The sequence below is a fragment of the Sphingobacterium sp. UBA865 genome (assembly GCF_002295765.1).
Taxonomy (GTDB): domain Bacteria; phylum Bacteroidota; class Bacteroidia; order Sphingobacteriales; family Sphingobacteriaceae; genus Sphingobacterium; species Sphingobacterium multivorum.
In genome coordinates this window covers 207858-224884 of sequence record NZ_DBGB01000041.1, presented here as the reverse complement: position 1 = coordinate 224884, position 17027 = coordinate 207858, and the positions used below count along the sequence as shown (strand labels likewise).

The window sequence follows — 17027 nt, the reverse complement described above, 5'->3', positions numbered from 1 at the left end:
TTTAAATAAAAAGCTATGATAACTATAACTATAACTAAAAGGGTAATTTTCGTGTTTGCTGTCCTATTGCTAATGGGCTGTAAAGATCAGCTTACACTAATGCCAGAGGATACGTTGAGTCCAAATAATTACTTTTCGAGTCGGGAAGAGCTGCGATTGTGGACGAATCAGTTTTACGGTCAATTGGATGAAGCGGATGAGCTGGCAGGTCAAAATGCTGACGATCATGTTGATAATTCTTTGGGAGCTTTGATTTTAGGACAACGTGATGCTGCAAGTGAAACTGGTTGGAACTGGTCACTTTTGCGGAGTATTAATTACTATTTACAAAATTCGTCCAATTGTGCTGATTTGGAAGCAAGAAAGCAGTATGATGGTGTAGCATATTTTATGCGGGCTTACTTCTACTTCAATAAAGTTAGGCGTTTTGGTGATGTACCCTGGTATGATCAAGTGCTGTCGTCTTCTGACGATGAGCTACTCTTTAAATTGAGAGATAACAGGACGCTTGTCATGGATTCAGTTATGGCAGATTTAGATAGAGCCATTGGTATGTTACCAATTGCCAAATCGGTATCAACTGTGACCCGTTGGACAGCTTTGGCATTGAAAACTAGAGCTGCTTTGTTTGAGGGTACGTATAGAAAATATCGGGGTATTGCTGAAGCTGATAAATATTTGTTGCAGGCAGTTCAAGCAGGCGATGAATTTATAACCAATAGCGGTTACACGCTTTATAAGGCTACATCAGGTATGAGTTATAGAGAGTTGTTTGTAAGTGATGATGCGATTGCGCAAGAGGTAATTTTGGCAAGGATATATAGTTCAACCGTTAACCTTATGCATGGTATACAGTTTAATATTATCAATAGTAAGCAGGGGATGACAAAACGTTTTATGAATCATTATCTCATGAAAGATGGTACCCGTTTTACGGAGCAGCAAGGATGGCAACAATTAACTTATAGTAATGAATTCGGCAATCGTGATCCACGGATGGCTCAGACCATCCTTCATCCAGGCTATAAACAGATTGGTAGCACGCAGGTTACTAAAAATCAATTAAGTTCTGCGACGGGATATCAGCCCATCAAGTTTGTTTCTTCATCGGCTTTTAGTGGCGCCTCAAAGGGAGTTAGTGATTTCCCATTATTTAGAGCTGCTGAAGTTTATCTCAATTTTGCAGAAGCAAAAGCTGAATTGGGAACACTGACACAAGGAGATCTAGATAAGTCAATCAATAAAATACGGGAACGTGCGGAAATGGCATCACTCCAATTAAACTGGGCTAATCAGTATCCCGATGAACTCCTATTAACTTACTATCCGCAGGTATCAAAAGACAATATGAAAGGTGTAATTTTAGAAATAAGGCGAGAACGAACGGTGGAACTTGTTATGGAAGGATTCAGGCAGTGGGATATTATCCGCTGGCACGAGGGGCAGCAGTTGGCCATGCCTTATTATGGCTGTTATTTCCCAGGCCCCGGCCGTTATGATATGGATAATGATGGTGTGGATGATCTTGTCTTATGGACAGGTGTCAAAGAATCAATAGCTAATGGAGTCAGCAAAGAAATTGGAGTAGACATCATTTTATCCCAGGGAACAAACGGATATGTTATAGCCTATCCCACAGTTAAAATTACTTGGAATGATAATCGCGATTATCTTTGGCCGATTCCCACAAGTGAACGGGTGCTCTCAGGTGGACGTCTGGTACAAAATCCAGGATGGGAAGATAGCTCAGGTTTTTAAGATTGTTCAAATTTAAAAGTTACTAAAATGGGAAAAGTGAAAAATATATTACTACTATTAGTTTTATTGTTAAATGGACTCGTTCAAGCACAAAACACAGTAGATAGAGCTCGTGTAATACGTCGGGCGCTATTGGAGCGAAATTCTGATCATGTTTTTGTAGTGACGCACCGAGGTGATTGGCGAAATTATCCCGAAAATTCTATTTCTGCTATAAAGAGTGCCATTCAAATGGGAGCGGATATTGTAGAGTTGGATGTACAGCGGACAAAAGACGGCGTGTTAATTCTGATGCATGACAAAACTTTAGATCGCACTACAACTGGCAGTGGTCTGGTAAAAGATACTGAATTTAATACTATTCAGACTATGTATCTGAAGAACGGAGCCGCTATTCGGACCAAAGAAAAAGTGCCGACATTAGAAGAAGCTTTGATTGTGTCAAAGGGTAAGGTTTTACTCAACTTAGATAAAGCTGACGATTATTTTGATGAAATATATGAATTACTAAAAAAAACAGGAATGTCGCATCAAATAATTATGAAGGGAAATCGATCAGCTACTGAAGTAAAAGAAAAATATGGTTCATACTTGACGGATATATTATATATGCCCATCGTTGATCTAGATAAGCCAAATGCCTTAACGAGTGTCGCTCAATTTTTAACAGAAATAAATCCGGTGGCGATTGAATTCGTGTTTTCTGATAAAAAAAACACAAAGGTTACTACCTTGCCGAAGCTTTTAGAAAATAAAAGTTTGATTTGGTACAACACACTTTGGGACACATTGTCAGGAGGGAATGATGATGATTCAGCATTAGCTAATCCGGATGCAATCTATGGTTATTTAATCAATCAATTGCATGCACGTATTATTCAAACCGATAGACCTATATTTTTGATTGATTATTTAAAAAAAATCGGAAAGCACTAATTGTAAAGACATTTTATAACAGATCTATGTGGATGCAAAAATGAGTGAAGCTTGTTTGGGTTTCACTTATTTTTGCATTTTGACTTTACTTCAATGCTTTTAAAATAGCTTTTTGGATAGTGTTAGCAATTCTTTTAAAACCTAAATCACTAAGGTGGACACCATCGGTAGTCGCTTCGTGGTCTGTTCCGATCAACTCGTCCGAGGAAATATAATAAATTTTCTTGACACCGTCTTTTACTAGCTTATCATATCCTTTTTTTGCGTTGTCGTTTTGTTGTTTCACACGCTTTCCAAGAACTAGGTCAAAATTTCCGTTTTCTCGAGATACAGTTTCCACCAGTATAATCGGAGTTGAGGGATTTTTTATCCTAACCTGTTTGATAAAAGGTATAATCCGTTCTTCAATTTCTTGTGGGCTTGGATTTGGGATACAATCTAGTACATAACAATCTGCCGGTACTGACGCTACATATTCGCCCACCTCTTTCTCCATTTTTGCACTTCCACTGAATCCGAGATTGATGACATCAACTCCTAGTTCTCGCTGTAAAATGGCAGGGTATGCCATACCCGGACGACTTGCAGAAGCCCCTTGCACTATACTTGAACCATAGATAACAATCCGTTTGTTTGGATCTATTTTTGGAGATCTTGGGATTGCAATATGCGCATGAGTAGATACTCCTACAGCTATCGATGTCGTGGTATTGTAAAGAGGTAAGTAAAGCATAAATTGTTTGAGACTGTTATCCATATTGTTGATTAATATATGCTCATTATTTGTGCTATCTTTCAGTGGTTTGCCTACATTTACGAATTGCCATTTCCCATCTTTTAGACAATATAAATCTAAACCACTATGACCAATAGGAGTCATATTTGCAGCATATCTAGCCGATTCAAGCTGCCATTTTGCTGCAATGAACCGGGAATCAGTTTCAAATAAGAATGCGATTCCAGCACTATTTTTTGCTAACTTTTGGACAGCGCTTGGTAGATCAATTTTTTCGTCATTGGGTATACGTTCATAAATTGGTGAAGATTTCTTTGCTTTGCCAATGATTTGAAGTTCAGAGGCAGGGATATATTTAATGTTTTCTTGAGCTTGTAAAGAATAGAATAGCAGGAGACTTGAGATAGAGCTCAATAAAGGTTTTATGTAATGCATTGTAGATTTTTCTTCTCTAAAAATAGTTTTTTTTGTCCGTTTGAGTATTTGTTTTAGGTTAAGTTTTAATGAATAAAATGTAAATTTTTAAAAATATCTGTTGATCAGACTTTAGAGGAATACGATAAATTCTTTTATAATTAATTACCGACTATTTTTCGATATGAAATCATGGAAATATATCTTAAAAGTGTTTTTTCGATGATTTTTTTGACAGTTAAAGGTTATTATAGATGCTTAAACTGTATTTTCAAGGTGTAAATTTCTATATACTTTTGGGGTCAGACCTATATGGTTTTTAAAAAATTTGTTTAAATGGCTTTCATCGGTAAAACCAAATTCATATACGATCTGCGATAGTGAAACGGTCGGAACAGTTAATCGAGTTTGAATTAAGTTTATGCGGTATTCGTTGACATAATTTCGATAACTTATACCAAACTTTTTTTTGAAATAATCACTGAAATAACTATTTGCAATAGAGAAGTGAGCGGCGATGTTTTTAATCTGAATAATTGACGGTTGGTAGATATGTTGATGTATGAAGGAAATGAGCTCTTCTTTACCGGGCTGACCATTGTCAATTCTTATATGAAGTTTAGCAGCAGCTTCGCTAATTAAGACTAAGATAGATCGTATCTGATAAAATATGAGCGCTGAACGAGAGATATCCTTCGAAAATTTGTACAATACTATATTCTCAATAATATTTCGAAGTATAGCATTGGGAGGTTCATCTATTTTTAATTTCACTTCCTTTAATAACTTATTCTTCATTATTCGGACAGGTTCATATAAATTGAAATTATCTACTGTATGCTGTGAGTGTTCTGACAGATATGCGTCTGTGAACTTTATAAATGTGAAGTGAGTACTTTTGTTTATCTCAAAATAATGTTCGTCTTCTGGACTTATTATAAACAGATCTCCTTCCCCATATTGAAACCTATTATTGTTCAGTAAATGAATGCCACTACCTTTGTGGATATAAACCAGTTCATAATAAGTATGGCTATGAAGGGGTAAATGAAAAGTCTTTTCTTCATAATCATGAATAACGAGTTGATCAAACTGTATTTTCTTCATTTTAAAAGTGCTTACGATAAAAATACAAAAAATACCTTTAAATATACCTGGGCGTGGCGCCGGTAATATGCAATCTTTGTAATAGAAGATTTATCATTTTGTATCAATTACTTTATTTCACATTTATGCAAGATAACATTGATTTTTTGCCTTTTATTACGGGCTCTTTTGCCAAACCAGCTTCTGAGATCCAACTGTAATGATGATTGAAGCAGCTTATAGATATCACAGTATCAACGCTCGTTATCTGAATTGCGAGGTTGAGCCTATGCATCTGGCAGATGCTATCAAAGGAGCAAAAGCCATGGGATGGATTGGTTTCAATTGTTCTATTCCACACAAAATAGCGGTCGTTCCATATCTTGATGAATTAGGAGGCTCTGCACGATTGATAGGTGCGGTTAATACTGTAGTTAGAAGGGGGAACCTTTGGATAGGTGAGAATACAGATGGAAAAGGATTTTTAAAAGCGCTAGAAATTATTGAAGATCCTAAGGACAAGTGTATTACAATATTTGGTGCTGGAGGCGCTGCTCGCGCAATTGCAGTTGAATTGGCGTTAGCGGGAGCCCATACAATTATTATTGTAAATAGGGACAAATCTAAAGGTGAAGAACTTGCCGATCTGATAAATAGTAATACTAAAACTAACGCGTTATTTAACTGTTGGGAAGGAAGGTATAAGATAAAATTATCAACGAATATTTTGATCAATGCAACTAGTGTAGGGCTGTTTCCCAATGTGGATCAAAAACTCGATATTGAATTTGATCTTATCGGAAAGGAGATGATTATCGCAGATGTTATACCCAATCCCCCAGATACTCATTTTATAAGAACCGCTCGAGAAAAGGGATGTAGCGTTTTAAATGGTCTTAGTATGCTCGTTAATCAAGGCAGAATAGCAATTAAATATTGGATGGATATGGACGTCGAGCCTTCTGTTATGCATTCAGCGTTGGCCAATGTTTTAAAAATACACTAATGATCAAATTTAAACGTGTAGAGCATATACTCATAAGTGTTCCTTTAGGCGGGCTAGCTTCAGCGCAAAGGTTTTATGCTGAGATATTGCGTTTGAATCAAATCCTTGGTAATCATCCCAGGGGGGCTATTTGGTTTGAAATCGGAGATATCCAGCTTCATATTCGTGAAGAAAAGTACCATCAAACAAATTCTGATATACATCCTGCGTTTGAAGTTTTCGACTTATCCCATGCTAAATTATTTTTGAAGAATCAGAATATAATCGTAAAATACTCGTCCAAGATAGATGGTCGAGAACGATTTTTTTTTCGAGATCCATTCGGAAATAGGTTTGAATTGATCGAATATCTAAGGTGCTAATATAGTGTAAACTTTACAGAAAAGGTATTATTTCCACATCGTAGGTACCATCTGATTTCTTGTGGTGTTCATAAACTTTTGCGCTGACGGTTGCTATAGTTTTTTCTTTAGCAGGTGAAAAATCCCGTTAGATATCTTTTTACGTGAAGTTCAATAAAAAACTATGCAAAACAGGCTGAAATGGTGTGATTCTCCTAGACCTTTACATCGTCGGAAAACGATGCGTAGAAACGAAAAAAGTCGCTTTTCTATATAGAAAAGCGACTTTTTTGTTCTGTGCTCCCACCTGGGCTCGAACCAGGGACCAAAAGATTATGAGTCTTCTACTCTAACCGACTGAGCTATAGGAGCAGGTCTTTTGTTTTGTCAATTTAAACAGCTGTTGTGCCGTTTTGACGATGCAATTATCGATATTTGTATTGATATTTCAAAATAATTCGATGGAAAAAATTAAAAATATTGTTCTTGATTATGGGAATGTGATCTTTATGATCGACTTTGTAAAATTGAAAGATGCTTTTACTCAGTTAGGTATAGAAAATGTTGATGCCGTATTTGGACATCATGGTCAAAGTGCACTTTTTGATAATTTTGATAAAGGAAAAATTGATTCGACGCAATTTCGTGAAGGGATAAGAGAATTAACCCAAAACCCAGCACTGACGGACGCACAGATTGATACGGCCTGGAACAGTTTACTGATCGGTGTACCACAGGGAAATCATGAGATTTTAGTCCAGTTGAAAGATCGATACCGTACCTTTTTGTTAAGTAACAACAATGCAATTCATTATGCCTATTGTATGAATGATATTCATGAGAAATATGGTGTTGCCGACAATGAAGGTTTTTTTGAAAAGACCTATTACTCTCATTTGGTAGGGATGCGCAAACCTGATGCGGAGATTTTTGAATTGGTTATGCAAGAGCAACAATTGGATCCGGCGGAGACTTTATTTATTGATGACAGCCCTCAACATCTAGCGACAGCAAAACAATTGGGTTGGCATACGGCATTGTGTACGAAGGAGAAACCGCTAAGAATTTTGTTGGAAGAATTCGAATTGCTATAAAAAATAATTTTGTTTTCCTTTTTAAAAATAAATAGCTTACCTTTGTCCCACTTTAAATTTAAAAGCGGCGAAAGGAGGTATATATAACGCATGATTATCGTAAATGTAAAAGAAGGAGAATCTTTAGATAGAGCATTGAAACGTTTCAAAAAGAAATTCGAAAAAACTGGAGTTTTAAGAGAGTTGCGTTCACGTCAAGCTTACGAAAAGAGATCTGTAACTCGTCGCATTCAAGTGAAAAAAGCGATTTACAAACAATCTTTGAATCAAGATGTAGCTAACTAATTGATTCGCTGAGAATTTTAAAATATAAAGGGAAAAGCAATGCTTTTCCCTTTTTTTTGTGCTTTTAAGTTTGTAATTTAAGCTATATAGCAAGGGAAAATATGTTGGAAAAGGAGTTTATTCGGTTTTTGCAGATTGAAAAAAGGTATTCAGAACATACGGTTATTGCCTATAAGCATGAGTTGGAGATGTTCCAGTCTTTTTTGGATCGTGAGGGACTGACTGTGCAGGATATCGTATACCGTGATTTACGTCATTATTTCGCGCAAATGGTAGAGTCCGGAAAAAATGCAAGTTCAGTCAACCGGAGTATGTCCTCCATGCGAACTTATTTTAAATTTTTGCAAAGAGAAGAGTGTATTGCGAAAAATCCCATGACGCTTATTAAAGCGTTAAAAACTGCTAAAAAATTACCGGTTGTTGTTGAAAAGGAAAAGCTGGTCCGTTTGTTGGATCAGATGGGGCAGGAGCAGGATGGGTTTGAATCCTGCCGCGATTATATGGTTATGGAATTGTTGTTCGGTACCGGGATTCGGTTGGCAGAATTGTTGAAAATTAAGGAGCAGGATATAGATTTTTTTAATAAAAATATTCTTATATTAGGTAAAAGGAACAAAGAACGCTTGGTTCCGATCAATAATCTTTTATTGAAAGAATTGAAAAACTATTTGCAACAAAAGGCGACGCAATTTGTTGATACTAATAACAGCTTACTAATCGTTACGAAAGAAGGAAAGCCAGCATATGCCAAGCTGATCTATGCTATTGTACATCGGCAATTGACGCTGATTTCTACTCAAGGTAAGAGAAGTCCTCATATTTTGAGACATACTTTCGCAACGGCCCTGTTGGACAACGGGGCGGATTTAAATGCAATTAAAGAGCTGCTGGGGCATGCAGGGCTTGCGGCAACACAAGTGTATACGCATAACTCAGCAGAACGATTGAAGTCAATTTATAAACAAGCTCATCCAAAAGCTTAAAAAAAGGAGGAAAAATGAACATTACTGTGCAATCCATTCGATTTACTGCTGATCAAAAGCTAATCGAGTTTATCAAAAAGAAAACAGGAAAATTGGAGCAGTTTTTGGATTCCATTATTGGTGGCGAATGCTACCTGCGATTGGAAAATGTCGATGATGAGGCAAATAAAATTTCAGAAATTAAATTAAATATCCCGGGAAGCCAGCTTTTTGCGAAAGGGCAAGCGAAGAGCTTTGAGGAGGCGACAGATATTGCTGTCGAATCCTTGCGTAGACAGATTAATAAACATAAAACAAAGACAAAAAATACAGTTATCAATGGACGTAATGAAGTTCTTACCCTAGAGGAAGAAGAAGAGGAAGAATACGATTAATAACTATTAAAATATAGATGTAAATGTAGGAGGTCAGTTATAGAAACTGGCCTCTTTTTTTGTACCGCTCTATTGTAATTGGTCCGTAAGAACCTAACGTGGATTTTCGGGGCTGTTGATCCATGTGAAATTAGGAAGGATTTATTTCCATTACTCGCTGAAAGGCTTATTTATATTAAATCAAAATAATCTTCTGTTTTACTTGGATTGATTATAAATAATATTTATTTTTGATCGATTTAAATGATAAGGGAAATAGAAATGTCAAAATTGGTTTGTCCGTTAGCACATGTTGAGGAAGTGTTTTCAACTATAGTAGGTACAGTTTATCAATGTAGCCGCAAAAATTGTTTCTGGTTGGAATATAATAATGAAACAACGTCTTTCTCGGTATCGGATTTTTTGAAATTTAAGAAACGTATCGATGGGATTGATGTTGAGCATATGCTTCATGATACAACACGCTCATCTGATTTTGAAATCATTATGCCTTTTCGTACAGAAAGATGTTTCATCTTAACTGTAGCGGATGTGCTCCAGTTGCGCGAATTATTAGATGGCGCTAAATTTATGATGGAATTGAATAGCGTTGTCAGAACTTGTTTGCAGGTTTCGCCATTTGCGGTTTTCGCTTAGGTAGTATATATAAACGAATTTAAAAAGCGGTGTACGTCTATGATGTACACCGCTTTTTGTTTTGTGGTGACCTTATTTAATTTTAATTTAAATAAGTCTCAATGGACTACCTTTTGTTTTTTGGTTGGCATTCCTGATTTTAAGTCCTTTCTGCCACTTATTGTTTTATTTGATGGCTTATTGAAAGTATCAATATTACGTATTTGTAATTGTATTGATTCTAAACAAGTTGTGGTTTGTTTGTCTAATTTAGACTGAATTTGTATTACATATTCTTGATACACATTTTGAATATCTGCTGTATCTTTGTGATGTAGTCAGGTGATCATGTGTTTCACTTGTTCATGTTTTAGAAATTAAACTTAAGGTAAATATGAAAGATTTATTGAAATTAAAATCTTCTTTGAAAGAAGAGATCGAAAATATATTGAATGCACAGATTAAAGTTGAAGCTCATTCTTCAGCATTATATTTGGCAATGTCTTCATGGTGTGATGATCAGGGTTTGGAAAATGCTTCCGAGTTTTTTGCGAAACAATCCAACGAAGAACGCGAGCACATGTTGAAGCTTTTCAATTATATTAACAACCGCGGTGGTCGTGCAATTTCTCCGGAAGTTACAGGTATTCCTCAAGATTTTGAATCATTCCGTGGTGTATTTGAGCAAACATTGGAACAAGAGATGTTTGTTACTGAACAATTCAATAATATTGCGGATAGATGTGCGAAGGAAAAAGACTACGTAACTTTTAACTTTGTTCAATGGTTCTTGGAAGAGCAAGTGGAGGAGGAGTTTGTTGCAAGACGTATTCTTGAATTATTCGATGTAATCGGTGAAGATGGTACTGGCCGTTGGGAAATTGATAAGCACCTCGTTAAGGTTACCTTTGCGGGTGAATAATAAATTGTAAAAAATAGTGTAAGAAACGAGCTGTTGAGAAAACAGCTCGTTTTTTTTATATACAAAATCACAACTTTTTACGTTAATAGCTTAAGAATTCTTATATTGAATTGTATTATTGCAAAGTCTATTTGATGGAACTAAAGGACGGGAATATTATCCGGTTAGTACTTTTTTTAGCTATAACGAACTTGTTTTTTTTACCCAAAACCACTTTAGGGCAGGTGTCAAAAAAAGAGGTTTATGGCATTGTTGTCGATACAGCTGGAAGGCCCCTAAATGGTGTAAGTGTTCACCTGACGAGTTCCCGCGATACCTTGTTCTCATCAACTTCCGCAACAGGTTATTTTCATTTTAATCGTGTACTGGGTAATGATATTCGTATTAGCTGTAGCCAGCTGGGCCTTAGTATCTTGGAACGTAGTTATCCCTTGTACAATAGCACGACAGCTAAATTGGATGTTGGAAAATTGACCATGTTTCCCCATGTATCCCTTTTAAAAGAAGTTGTTGTACTAAAATATAAACCCATTGTTTATAAGCAGGATACTGTTCAATTTAATCTGGATGCTTTTCAATTTGATCGTCGGGCACTCTTAGAAGAGGCTCTTAAGGCATTACCCAATATTCAGGTCTCGCGGGATGGTTCTGTCTACGCCTTCGGTAAGCCCATATCCTCTGTTAAGGTGGATGGTAAAAAATTCTTTGGTGGCGATGTGCTCACCGCCACACGCAATCTTCCTGCAGATTTTGTGAAAAGCGTTCAAGTTATTGATTTTTATGGTGACGAGGCGACGGCAAAAGGAATTAAAAGTGCTGAATCCGAAAAAGTTCTGAATATTGTGCTCAAAGATGATAAGAAGAAAATTACTTTTGGTCAAGCTACGCTTGGCGGTGGTTCGGTAGATCGTTACTTGGGGAGTGCTGGACTGAATCGTTTCAATGACGGTAAAGAGTACTCTGTTATCGCCTCGGTCAATAATACCAATACCAACCTTTTTTCTTTCGGTTCGCCCAATGGCGGGGAACGGGAGCGGGAAATGGGCGAGCTAGCGGATTTTGCGGACCCGACAGACGGCGTCAATAAAATCGGCTCTGTAGGTGGTAGTTTCTCTAGTCCGCTTTCTAAAACGGTAACAGCAAGCGGAAAATATAGCTTTACGCAACGTAATAATTATATCCAGGGAAATTCCTTATTACAATCGATATATGGGTATGGCAAAGCCGCGAATAATCTGATTAGTAATTTTGAAGATTACAAAATAAAATCAATCGATCGTATCCATAAAATGGACTGGGATTTTGATATGAAGCTGTCGCCCAAAGATCAGCTTAAAATATCGCCCAAACTATCTTGGACCAATTCGACCAGCAATACGTTAAAAGATAGAAGGATCCAAAATAATCGGTTAAGTAGTACGGGGAACTACGGCGCGGCCAATAGTACAGAAAGCCCTGCTGCGGCTTTAGATCTTTTTTACGTGCGAAGTTTTACTAAACCGGGGCGGAAAGTACTTTATACTTTGCATACGGATTTTAATTCCTTGGATAAAGATGAGGAAGTGCGCGATTTTAATAGAGCGATCGACAGCAGCTTGAAGGTGCCAAAAATAACGGAAACTTACCTGAATCAAATGGTCCGTTCCAGCAATGAGAATAAAAATATCCAAAGTCGCTTGTCGTTGGTGGAGCCCGTTGATTTAGGTGGTACCTTGGAGATCAATTACGATTTCGATTATACCAAAATTGATGCCCGTCGCTCTACTTTTGACAATAACAATAATTTTAACAACGGGCCCATACTGGTGGATTCACTTAGTTTGAAGTACGACTATTCTTTCGCAAGCAATAAAGTCGGCATGATTTACCGCCAAGACTTAAGCGAAAAAGTAAAGGTAAACTTCGGTTTTGCAGTTCAGCCGTCCGAATTAACGGGAAGTTCAACAGATAAACTGATAAAAACCTCCTATTCAAATGTTAATCTCGTGCCCTCTGCTGGATTGAAATGGAAGTTTACCAAAGAAGAGGATCTTTCTATGGACTATTATGGACGTAATAACCAGCCTAGTTTCTATCAGATACAGCCGGTGGTGGACAATACCAACACACAGAATATTGTGATCGGAAATAAGGATTTGAAATCTGAATTTGCACATAGTATTGTTTCAAAGTATCGCAAATCCATCACGCGGAGGGGACAATATCTGGAAGCCAGTCTTGCTTTTAACTTAGTAAATGATAAGATTGTAGCCAACCGGACAATTGAACCTAATTCAACGATACAGAAAACGACTTATCGCAATACAGAAGGCTACTATGATATTAAGAGCTATTATTTGTTTACAGCTTCTTTATTGTCGGATAATTTGCAGATGAGCTTAAATGGCAATGCAGATTATTACAACAATATTTCGTACGTCAATGATAAAAAGAGCTTTGGTGGACACTTTTTGTTTACACAAGCCCTTCAATTCCGCTATACCTGGAGTGATATTTTTGAAGCGGAATTAAATGGCAACTATTCGTTGAACAGGGCCACATTTGACTGGCCTGTACAAGATAATATCACGGCGCATTCTGGAATCGTTGGTTTGGGATCTAAAGCTTATTTGGGCAAACATTTTACCATGGGACTTGAACTTTCTCAAAAATTTAATGCGGGTTATTCGAGCTCATGGAACAATATTAATCCAACGATAATCAACGCCTATATGGAATATACTTTTGGAAGGAATAACTTGGGTATGTTGAGATTTCAGGGATTCGATCTAATGAATCAGAATACTGGAATTTCACGTGCCGTGGTGGGAAATGATATTTTAGACGTTCGAAACAATCGTTTGGCTCGTTATTTTATGCTTTCGCTCAATATAAGATTACAGAAATATCCCAAAAAATCATGATGAAAGCTGTCATTATTACTGAACCGGGCGGACCCGAAGTTTTGGAAGTCCGCGATGTGGAGATGCCGCAGATCGGTGAACTGGAAGTTTTAGTAGAAGTAAAGGCTGCAGGTGTAAATAGACCTGATGTTTTTCAGCGTAAAGGGAACTATCCGGCACCTGCCGGGGTGGATGCGCGGATACCTGGATTAGAAATAGCAGGGGTTATTGTCGCAAAGGGAACCGGGGTCGCTGACTGGAACATTGGTGATCGTGTATGTGCACTCGTAGCGGGTGGAGGTTATGCAAACTATGCTAAGGTCTATCAGGGACATTGTTTGCCTATTCCCGATCATTTAGATTTCGCGGAAGCAGCCTCGCTGCCTGAGACCGTATTTACAGTATGGGACAATGTCTTTCGAAGAGGGAATTTGCAGACCGGCGATCATTTTTTGGTACACGGTGGTGCTGGTGGGATTGGCAGTACGGCAATTCAGTTAGCGGCCTTGTTTGGTGCAGCAGTATATACGACAGTCAGCTCATCTGAAAAGGCTAGCTTTTGTAAATCATTGGGAGCAACCAAAACAATAAATTATAAAACGGAGGATTTTCTGGAGGCGCTGAAGCCTTTGGGGGTTGATGTTATTTTAGACAGTATTGGTGGTTCATATTTTGAGAAAAATATCAACCTTTTGAACCCCGATGGTCGTTTAGTATATATTAATGCGATGGAAAGCGCAATAGTCGAGTTAAACTTGCTCAAATTAATGCAGAAACGGATTGTTTTAACGGGAAGTACATTACGGGCGAGAGACCGTGAATTTAAGCAAGTGCTACGGGATGATATCTGGTCTCAGGTATGGCCGAAACTTAGCGCTGGCGATTTCAAACCGACCTTATACCGGGTGCTTCCTTTTGCCGAGGCTGCTGAAGCCCATCGATTGATGGAAGATTCAAGCTTATTGGGTAAAATCGTCTTAAGTTTTTGATCGCTGAAAGCTGAGCGGCGTGGTGCCGGTTACATTTTTGAAGTATTTATGGAAGCTTGAAAAGTTTTGAAAACCTGATTCAAAGCAGATCTGCTTCACCGTCTGTTTGTTTTCTATTAATAAATTGCAAGCGGTTTTCACGCGCATTTCGATCAGAAATTGAAAGAGCGTTTTTCCGATCTGTGATTTGAAATAACGGCAGAAGGAATTTGGGGTCATTCCCGTGAGAGAGGCAAGTTCTTGCAGGCGTATCTGGTCGCGATAATTTTCACCGATATATTGCATGGCAATCTGCATACGGTTGGCATCCTGATCTTGCAGCTGGATGGTAAAAGTGGGGCTCGTTAACAGATCATGTTGTTCTTCGGCCGAAATATACTGTAATATTTCTAATAAATGAATAATACGTGGGGTACCTGTTGCTGCCAAGATAGCGTCAATTAATTGCGCAGTTTTTAGTCGGCTGCACTCCAATAATGAAATGCCTCTTTTGGAGACGCGAATAAGGTCTTTGATGGATTTATTTTCAGGTAAATTAATAAAATCATTTCCCCAAAAGTTCTCTTTAAAATGAAGCACACGAATATCTGCGCTTTCTGCTTCTTCCTCTTGAAGATAAATTTCGTCAAATAACCAATAATGAGGTAGGTTTGAACCCACAAGGGTGATATCGCCCGATTCAAAGCGCCGGACACTATCGCCAATAAATTGGGTGCCTGAGCCTTTGGCGAAATAAATTAATTCCAGTTCTTCGTGGTAATGCCAAAGATTATGGTACTGAGGTGTATTGTCTCTACGCGCGTTGAACGAATGCTCAAGATTGCTGTTTAAATGAAGCAGCTGTGCTTTCATAATTATGAAATATATGCAGTAAAGTTACATAATTCAGTTTAGCTATGGTAATATAGCTTAATAATTTGATAATATACTTGAATATTGTCTAGCATTTTTAAGCTTATTTTACATTAAATAACTACTTATAACCATTTGAAAAATATGACGAATAAAAAGAGTTACGCATTTGCCTTGATTTTGGTGACATCCTTGTTCTTTTTCTGGGGATTTATTCATAACCTTGATCCGATCTTAATTCCGCATTTGAGGAATGCGTTTAGTTTATCCCATTTCCAGGCTTCCTTAGTCGATTCGGCTGTATTTATCGCTTATTTTGTGATGGCGATTCCTGCTGGAATTATCATGAAAAAATATGGCTATAAAGCGGGTATTTTGATCGGATTGATCTTTTTTGCCATTGGCTGTTTTCTTTTTGTACCTGCGGCCAATACGATAAGTTATGTTTTCTTTTTGGGGGCATTGTTCGTTGTAGCCTGTGGTCTTACCATTCTGGAAACCGCTGCAAATCCGTATGTAGCGATTTTGGGAGATCCAGCTTCTTCGGCGCAACGGCTTAATTTTGCGCAGTCCTTTAATGGACTAGCAGCCTTTGTTGCTCCGATTTTTGGTGGAAAATTTATTTTATCCCATGAACCCAAATCACAGGAAGAACTGGCGCAAATGGCTGAGCAGGCAAAGATGGCGTATATTCAGTCGGAAACAGCTGCTGTGAAATTGCCTTATGTAGTATTGGGAATATTGATTTTATTGATCGCTGCCTTGTTTTTCTTTACCAAATTACCTGATATCAAAGATGCCGAGGAAGAAGGTAGAGCTGGTTTTTTCCACGCGTTGCGTCATAAAAATGTGCGTTGGGCCGTGGTGGCTCAATTTTTCTATGTGGGAGCGCAAGTCTGTATTTTAAGCTTCCTGGTATTGTATGCAACAGAAGCTGCGGGCATATCGGGTAAGGATGGGGCCGATTATGCTGGGTTTGCGGGATTGGCTTTTATGTTGGGCCGGTTTATCGGTACATTTTTTATGCGTTTTGTATCAGCATCCCAGCTTCTGATCATCTATTCCGCTATAGCGATCGTTCTATCCCTATTTGTCATCTTCGGATCAGGTATTCAGACCTTGTATGCATTGATCGGTATTGCATTCTTTATGTCTATTATGTTTCCGACGATATTCGCGTTTGGTGTACAAGGTATCGGTGCCGATACCAAATCTGCTTCCAGTTTGATCGTCATGTCTATTGTTGGTGGTGCTTTGTTACCTCCAATTTTGGGCTTTATCTCGGATAAAACAGGACATTTCCAGTATGGCTATTTTGTGCCATTGGTTTGTTTTATTGTTGTCTTATTGTTTGCTTTCCAAAATAGAAATGTCAGTATTGCGGAAACCGAAAATCTTAAATCACATTAATTAGTTAGTAATGAAAAGATATGTCATGGCTTTAGATCTTGTGGACGATCCACAATTGATCAAGGAATATGAGGATTACCACCGTGAGGTTTGGCCGGAAATAAAACGTTCGATTCTGGATGCAGGTATTCTGCAGATGGAGATCTATCGTTTTGAAAATAGATTGTTTATGAACATGGAGGTGGGTGAAGACTTTTCATTTGAGAAAAAATCGGCTATGGATGCTGCCAATGAAAAAGTACAGGAATGGGAACAGCTGATGTGGAAATACCAGGCGGCCATTCCGGGGGCAAAGCCGGGAGAGAAATGGGTAATGATGACAAAAATATTTGAATTAGTATAAT

General features: G+C 37.8%; 17 protein-coding genes and 1 tRNA gene. 14 read left to right on the top strand and 4 right to left on the bottom strand.

Annotated features, from left to right (window positions below):
* The first annotated feature begins 15 nt into the window (after positions 1–15).
* Both B2O97_RS23075 and B2O97_RS23070 read left to right on the top strand, forming a co-directional pair.
* A complete protein-coding gene (locus B2O97_RS23075; protein ID WP_201303574.1) occupies positions 16–1758 on the top strand; it encodes a RagB/SusD family nutrient uptake outer membrane protein in 1743 nt (580 codons plus the stop codon).
* A gap of 27 nt (positions 1759–1785) precedes the next feature.
* Positions 1786–2694, top strand: a complete 909-nt coding sequence (locus tag B2O97_RS23070) for a glycerophosphodiester phosphodiesterase family protein (protein WP_115047401.1) — start codon at positions 1786–1788, stop codon at positions 2692–2694.
* A gap of 85 nt (positions 2695–2779) precedes the next feature.
* On the opposite strand, the gene B2O97_RS23065 is transcribed toward B2O97_RS23070, so the two are convergent.
* Positions 2780–3865, bottom strand: coding sequence for an SGNH/GDSL hydrolase family protein (locus B2O97_RS23065; protein WP_115047402.1), 1086 nt, complete (start codon positions 3863–3865; stop codon positions 2780–2782).
* 237 nt (positions 3866–4102) lie between these two features.
* Positions 4103–4951: a helix-turn-helix domain-containing protein gene (locus B2O97_RS23060; RefSeq protein ID WP_115047403.1), complete on the bottom strand. Its 849-nt coding sequence runs from the start codon at positions 4949–4951 to the stop codon at positions 4103–4105.
* Between the two features lie 199 nt (positions 4952–5150).
* Here B2O97_RS23060 and aroE point away from each other — a divergent pair, with 199 nt between their 5' ends.
* Positions 5151–5936 carry a shikimate dehydrogenase gene (gene aroE / locus B2O97_RS23055; RefSeq protein WP_201303573.1) on the top strand — a complete coding sequence of 262 codons (786 nt, stop codon included), beginning with the start codon at positions 5151–5153 and terminating at the stop codon, positions 5934–5936.
* Positions 5936–6298, top strand: coding sequence for a phage portal protein (locus B2O97_RS23050; protein WP_070563767.1), 363 nt, complete (start codon positions 5936–5938; stop codon positions 6296–6298). The genes aroE and B2O97_RS23050 overlap by 1 nt, the downstream gene beginning before the upstream one ends.
* A 277-nt stretch (positions 6299–6575) precedes the next feature.
* Here the strand turns inward: B2O97_RS23050 and B2O97_RS23045 are convergent.
* Positions 6576–6649, bottom strand: a tRNA-Ile gene (locus tag B2O97_RS23045).
* Positions 6650–6738: 89 nt separating this feature from the next.
* On the opposite strand from B2O97_RS23045, the gene B2O97_RS23040 reads away from it, so the two are divergent.
* The 8 genes from B2O97_RS23040 (at position 6739) to B2O97_RS23005 (ending at position 14421) form a co-directional block, all read left to right on the top strand.
* Complete coding sequence (locus tag B2O97_RS23040) at positions 6739–7371, top strand: HAD family hydrolase (RefSeq protein WP_175441966.1); 633 nt, start codon at positions 6739–6741, stop codon at positions 7369–7371.
* A 90-nt stretch (positions 7372–7461) separates the two neighbouring features.
* Positions 7462–7656: a 30S ribosomal protein S21 gene (gene rpsU / locus B2O97_RS23035; RefSeq protein ID WP_046672133.1), complete on the top strand. Its 195-nt coding sequence runs from the start codon at positions 7462–7464 to the stop codon at positions 7654–7656.
* 101 nt (positions 7657–7757) lie between these two features.
* Complete coding sequence (locus B2O97_RS23030; protein ID WP_070563761.1) at positions 7758–8639, top strand: tyrosine-type recombinase/integrase; 882 nt, start codon at positions 7758–7760, stop codon at positions 8637–8639.
* A 14-nt stretch (positions 8640–8653) separates the two neighbouring features.
* Complete coding sequence (gene hpf / locus B2O97_RS23025) at positions 8654–9013, top strand: ribosome hibernation-promoting factor, HPF/YfiA family (RefSeq protein ID WP_070563758.1); 360 nt, start codon at positions 8654–8656, stop codon at positions 9011–9013.
* A 243-nt stretch (positions 9014–9256) separates the two neighbouring features.
* A complete protein-coding gene (locus B2O97_RS23020; RefSeq protein ID WP_236560268.1) occupies positions 9257–9649 on the top strand; it encodes a DUF6686 family protein in 393 nt (130 codons plus the stop codon).
* A 373-nt stretch (positions 9650–10022) separates the two neighbouring features.
* Positions 10023–10550: a ferritin gene (locus tag B2O97_RS23015; protein WP_070563752.1), complete on the top strand. Its 528-nt coding sequence runs from the start codon at positions 10023–10025 to the stop codon at positions 10548–10550.
* Between the two features lie 224 nt (positions 10551–10774).
* The gene (locus B2O97_RS23010; protein WP_236560267.1) at positions 10775–13453 is read left to right on the top strand and encodes a TonB-dependent receptor; all 2679 of its coding nucleotides are present in this window, start codon (positions 10775–10777) and stop codon (positions 13451–13453) included.
* Positions 13450–14421, top strand: coding sequence for an NAD(P)H-quinone oxidoreductase (locus tag B2O97_RS23005; RefSeq protein ID WP_312128085.1), 972 nt, complete (start codon positions 13450–13452; stop codon positions 14419–14421). The genes B2O97_RS23010 and B2O97_RS23005 overlap by 4 nt, the downstream gene beginning before the upstream one ends.
* On the opposite strand, the gene B2O97_RS23000 is transcribed toward B2O97_RS23005, so the two are convergent.
* Positions 14410–15273, bottom strand: a complete 864-nt coding sequence (locus B2O97_RS23000) for an AraC family transcriptional regulator (protein ID WP_070563746.1) — start codon at positions 15271–15273, stop codon at positions 14410–14412. The genes B2O97_RS23005 and B2O97_RS23000 overlap by 12 nt on opposite strands.
* Positions 15274–15417: 144 nt before the next feature.
* Between B2O97_RS23000 and fucP the strand changes: the two genes are divergently transcribed.
* Positions 15418–16683: an L-fucose:H+ symporter permease gene (gene fucP / locus B2O97_RS22995; RefSeq protein ID WP_070563743.1), complete on the top strand. Its 1266-nt coding sequence runs from the start codon at positions 15418–15420 to the stop codon at positions 16681–16683.
* A 10-nt stretch (positions 16684–16693) separates the two neighbouring features.
* Positions 16694–17026, top strand: a complete 333-nt coding sequence (locus B2O97_RS22990; RefSeq protein ID WP_046672141.1) for an L-rhamnose mutarotase — start codon at positions 16694–16696, stop codon at positions 17024–17026.
* Position 17027: the final 1 nt, after the last annotated feature.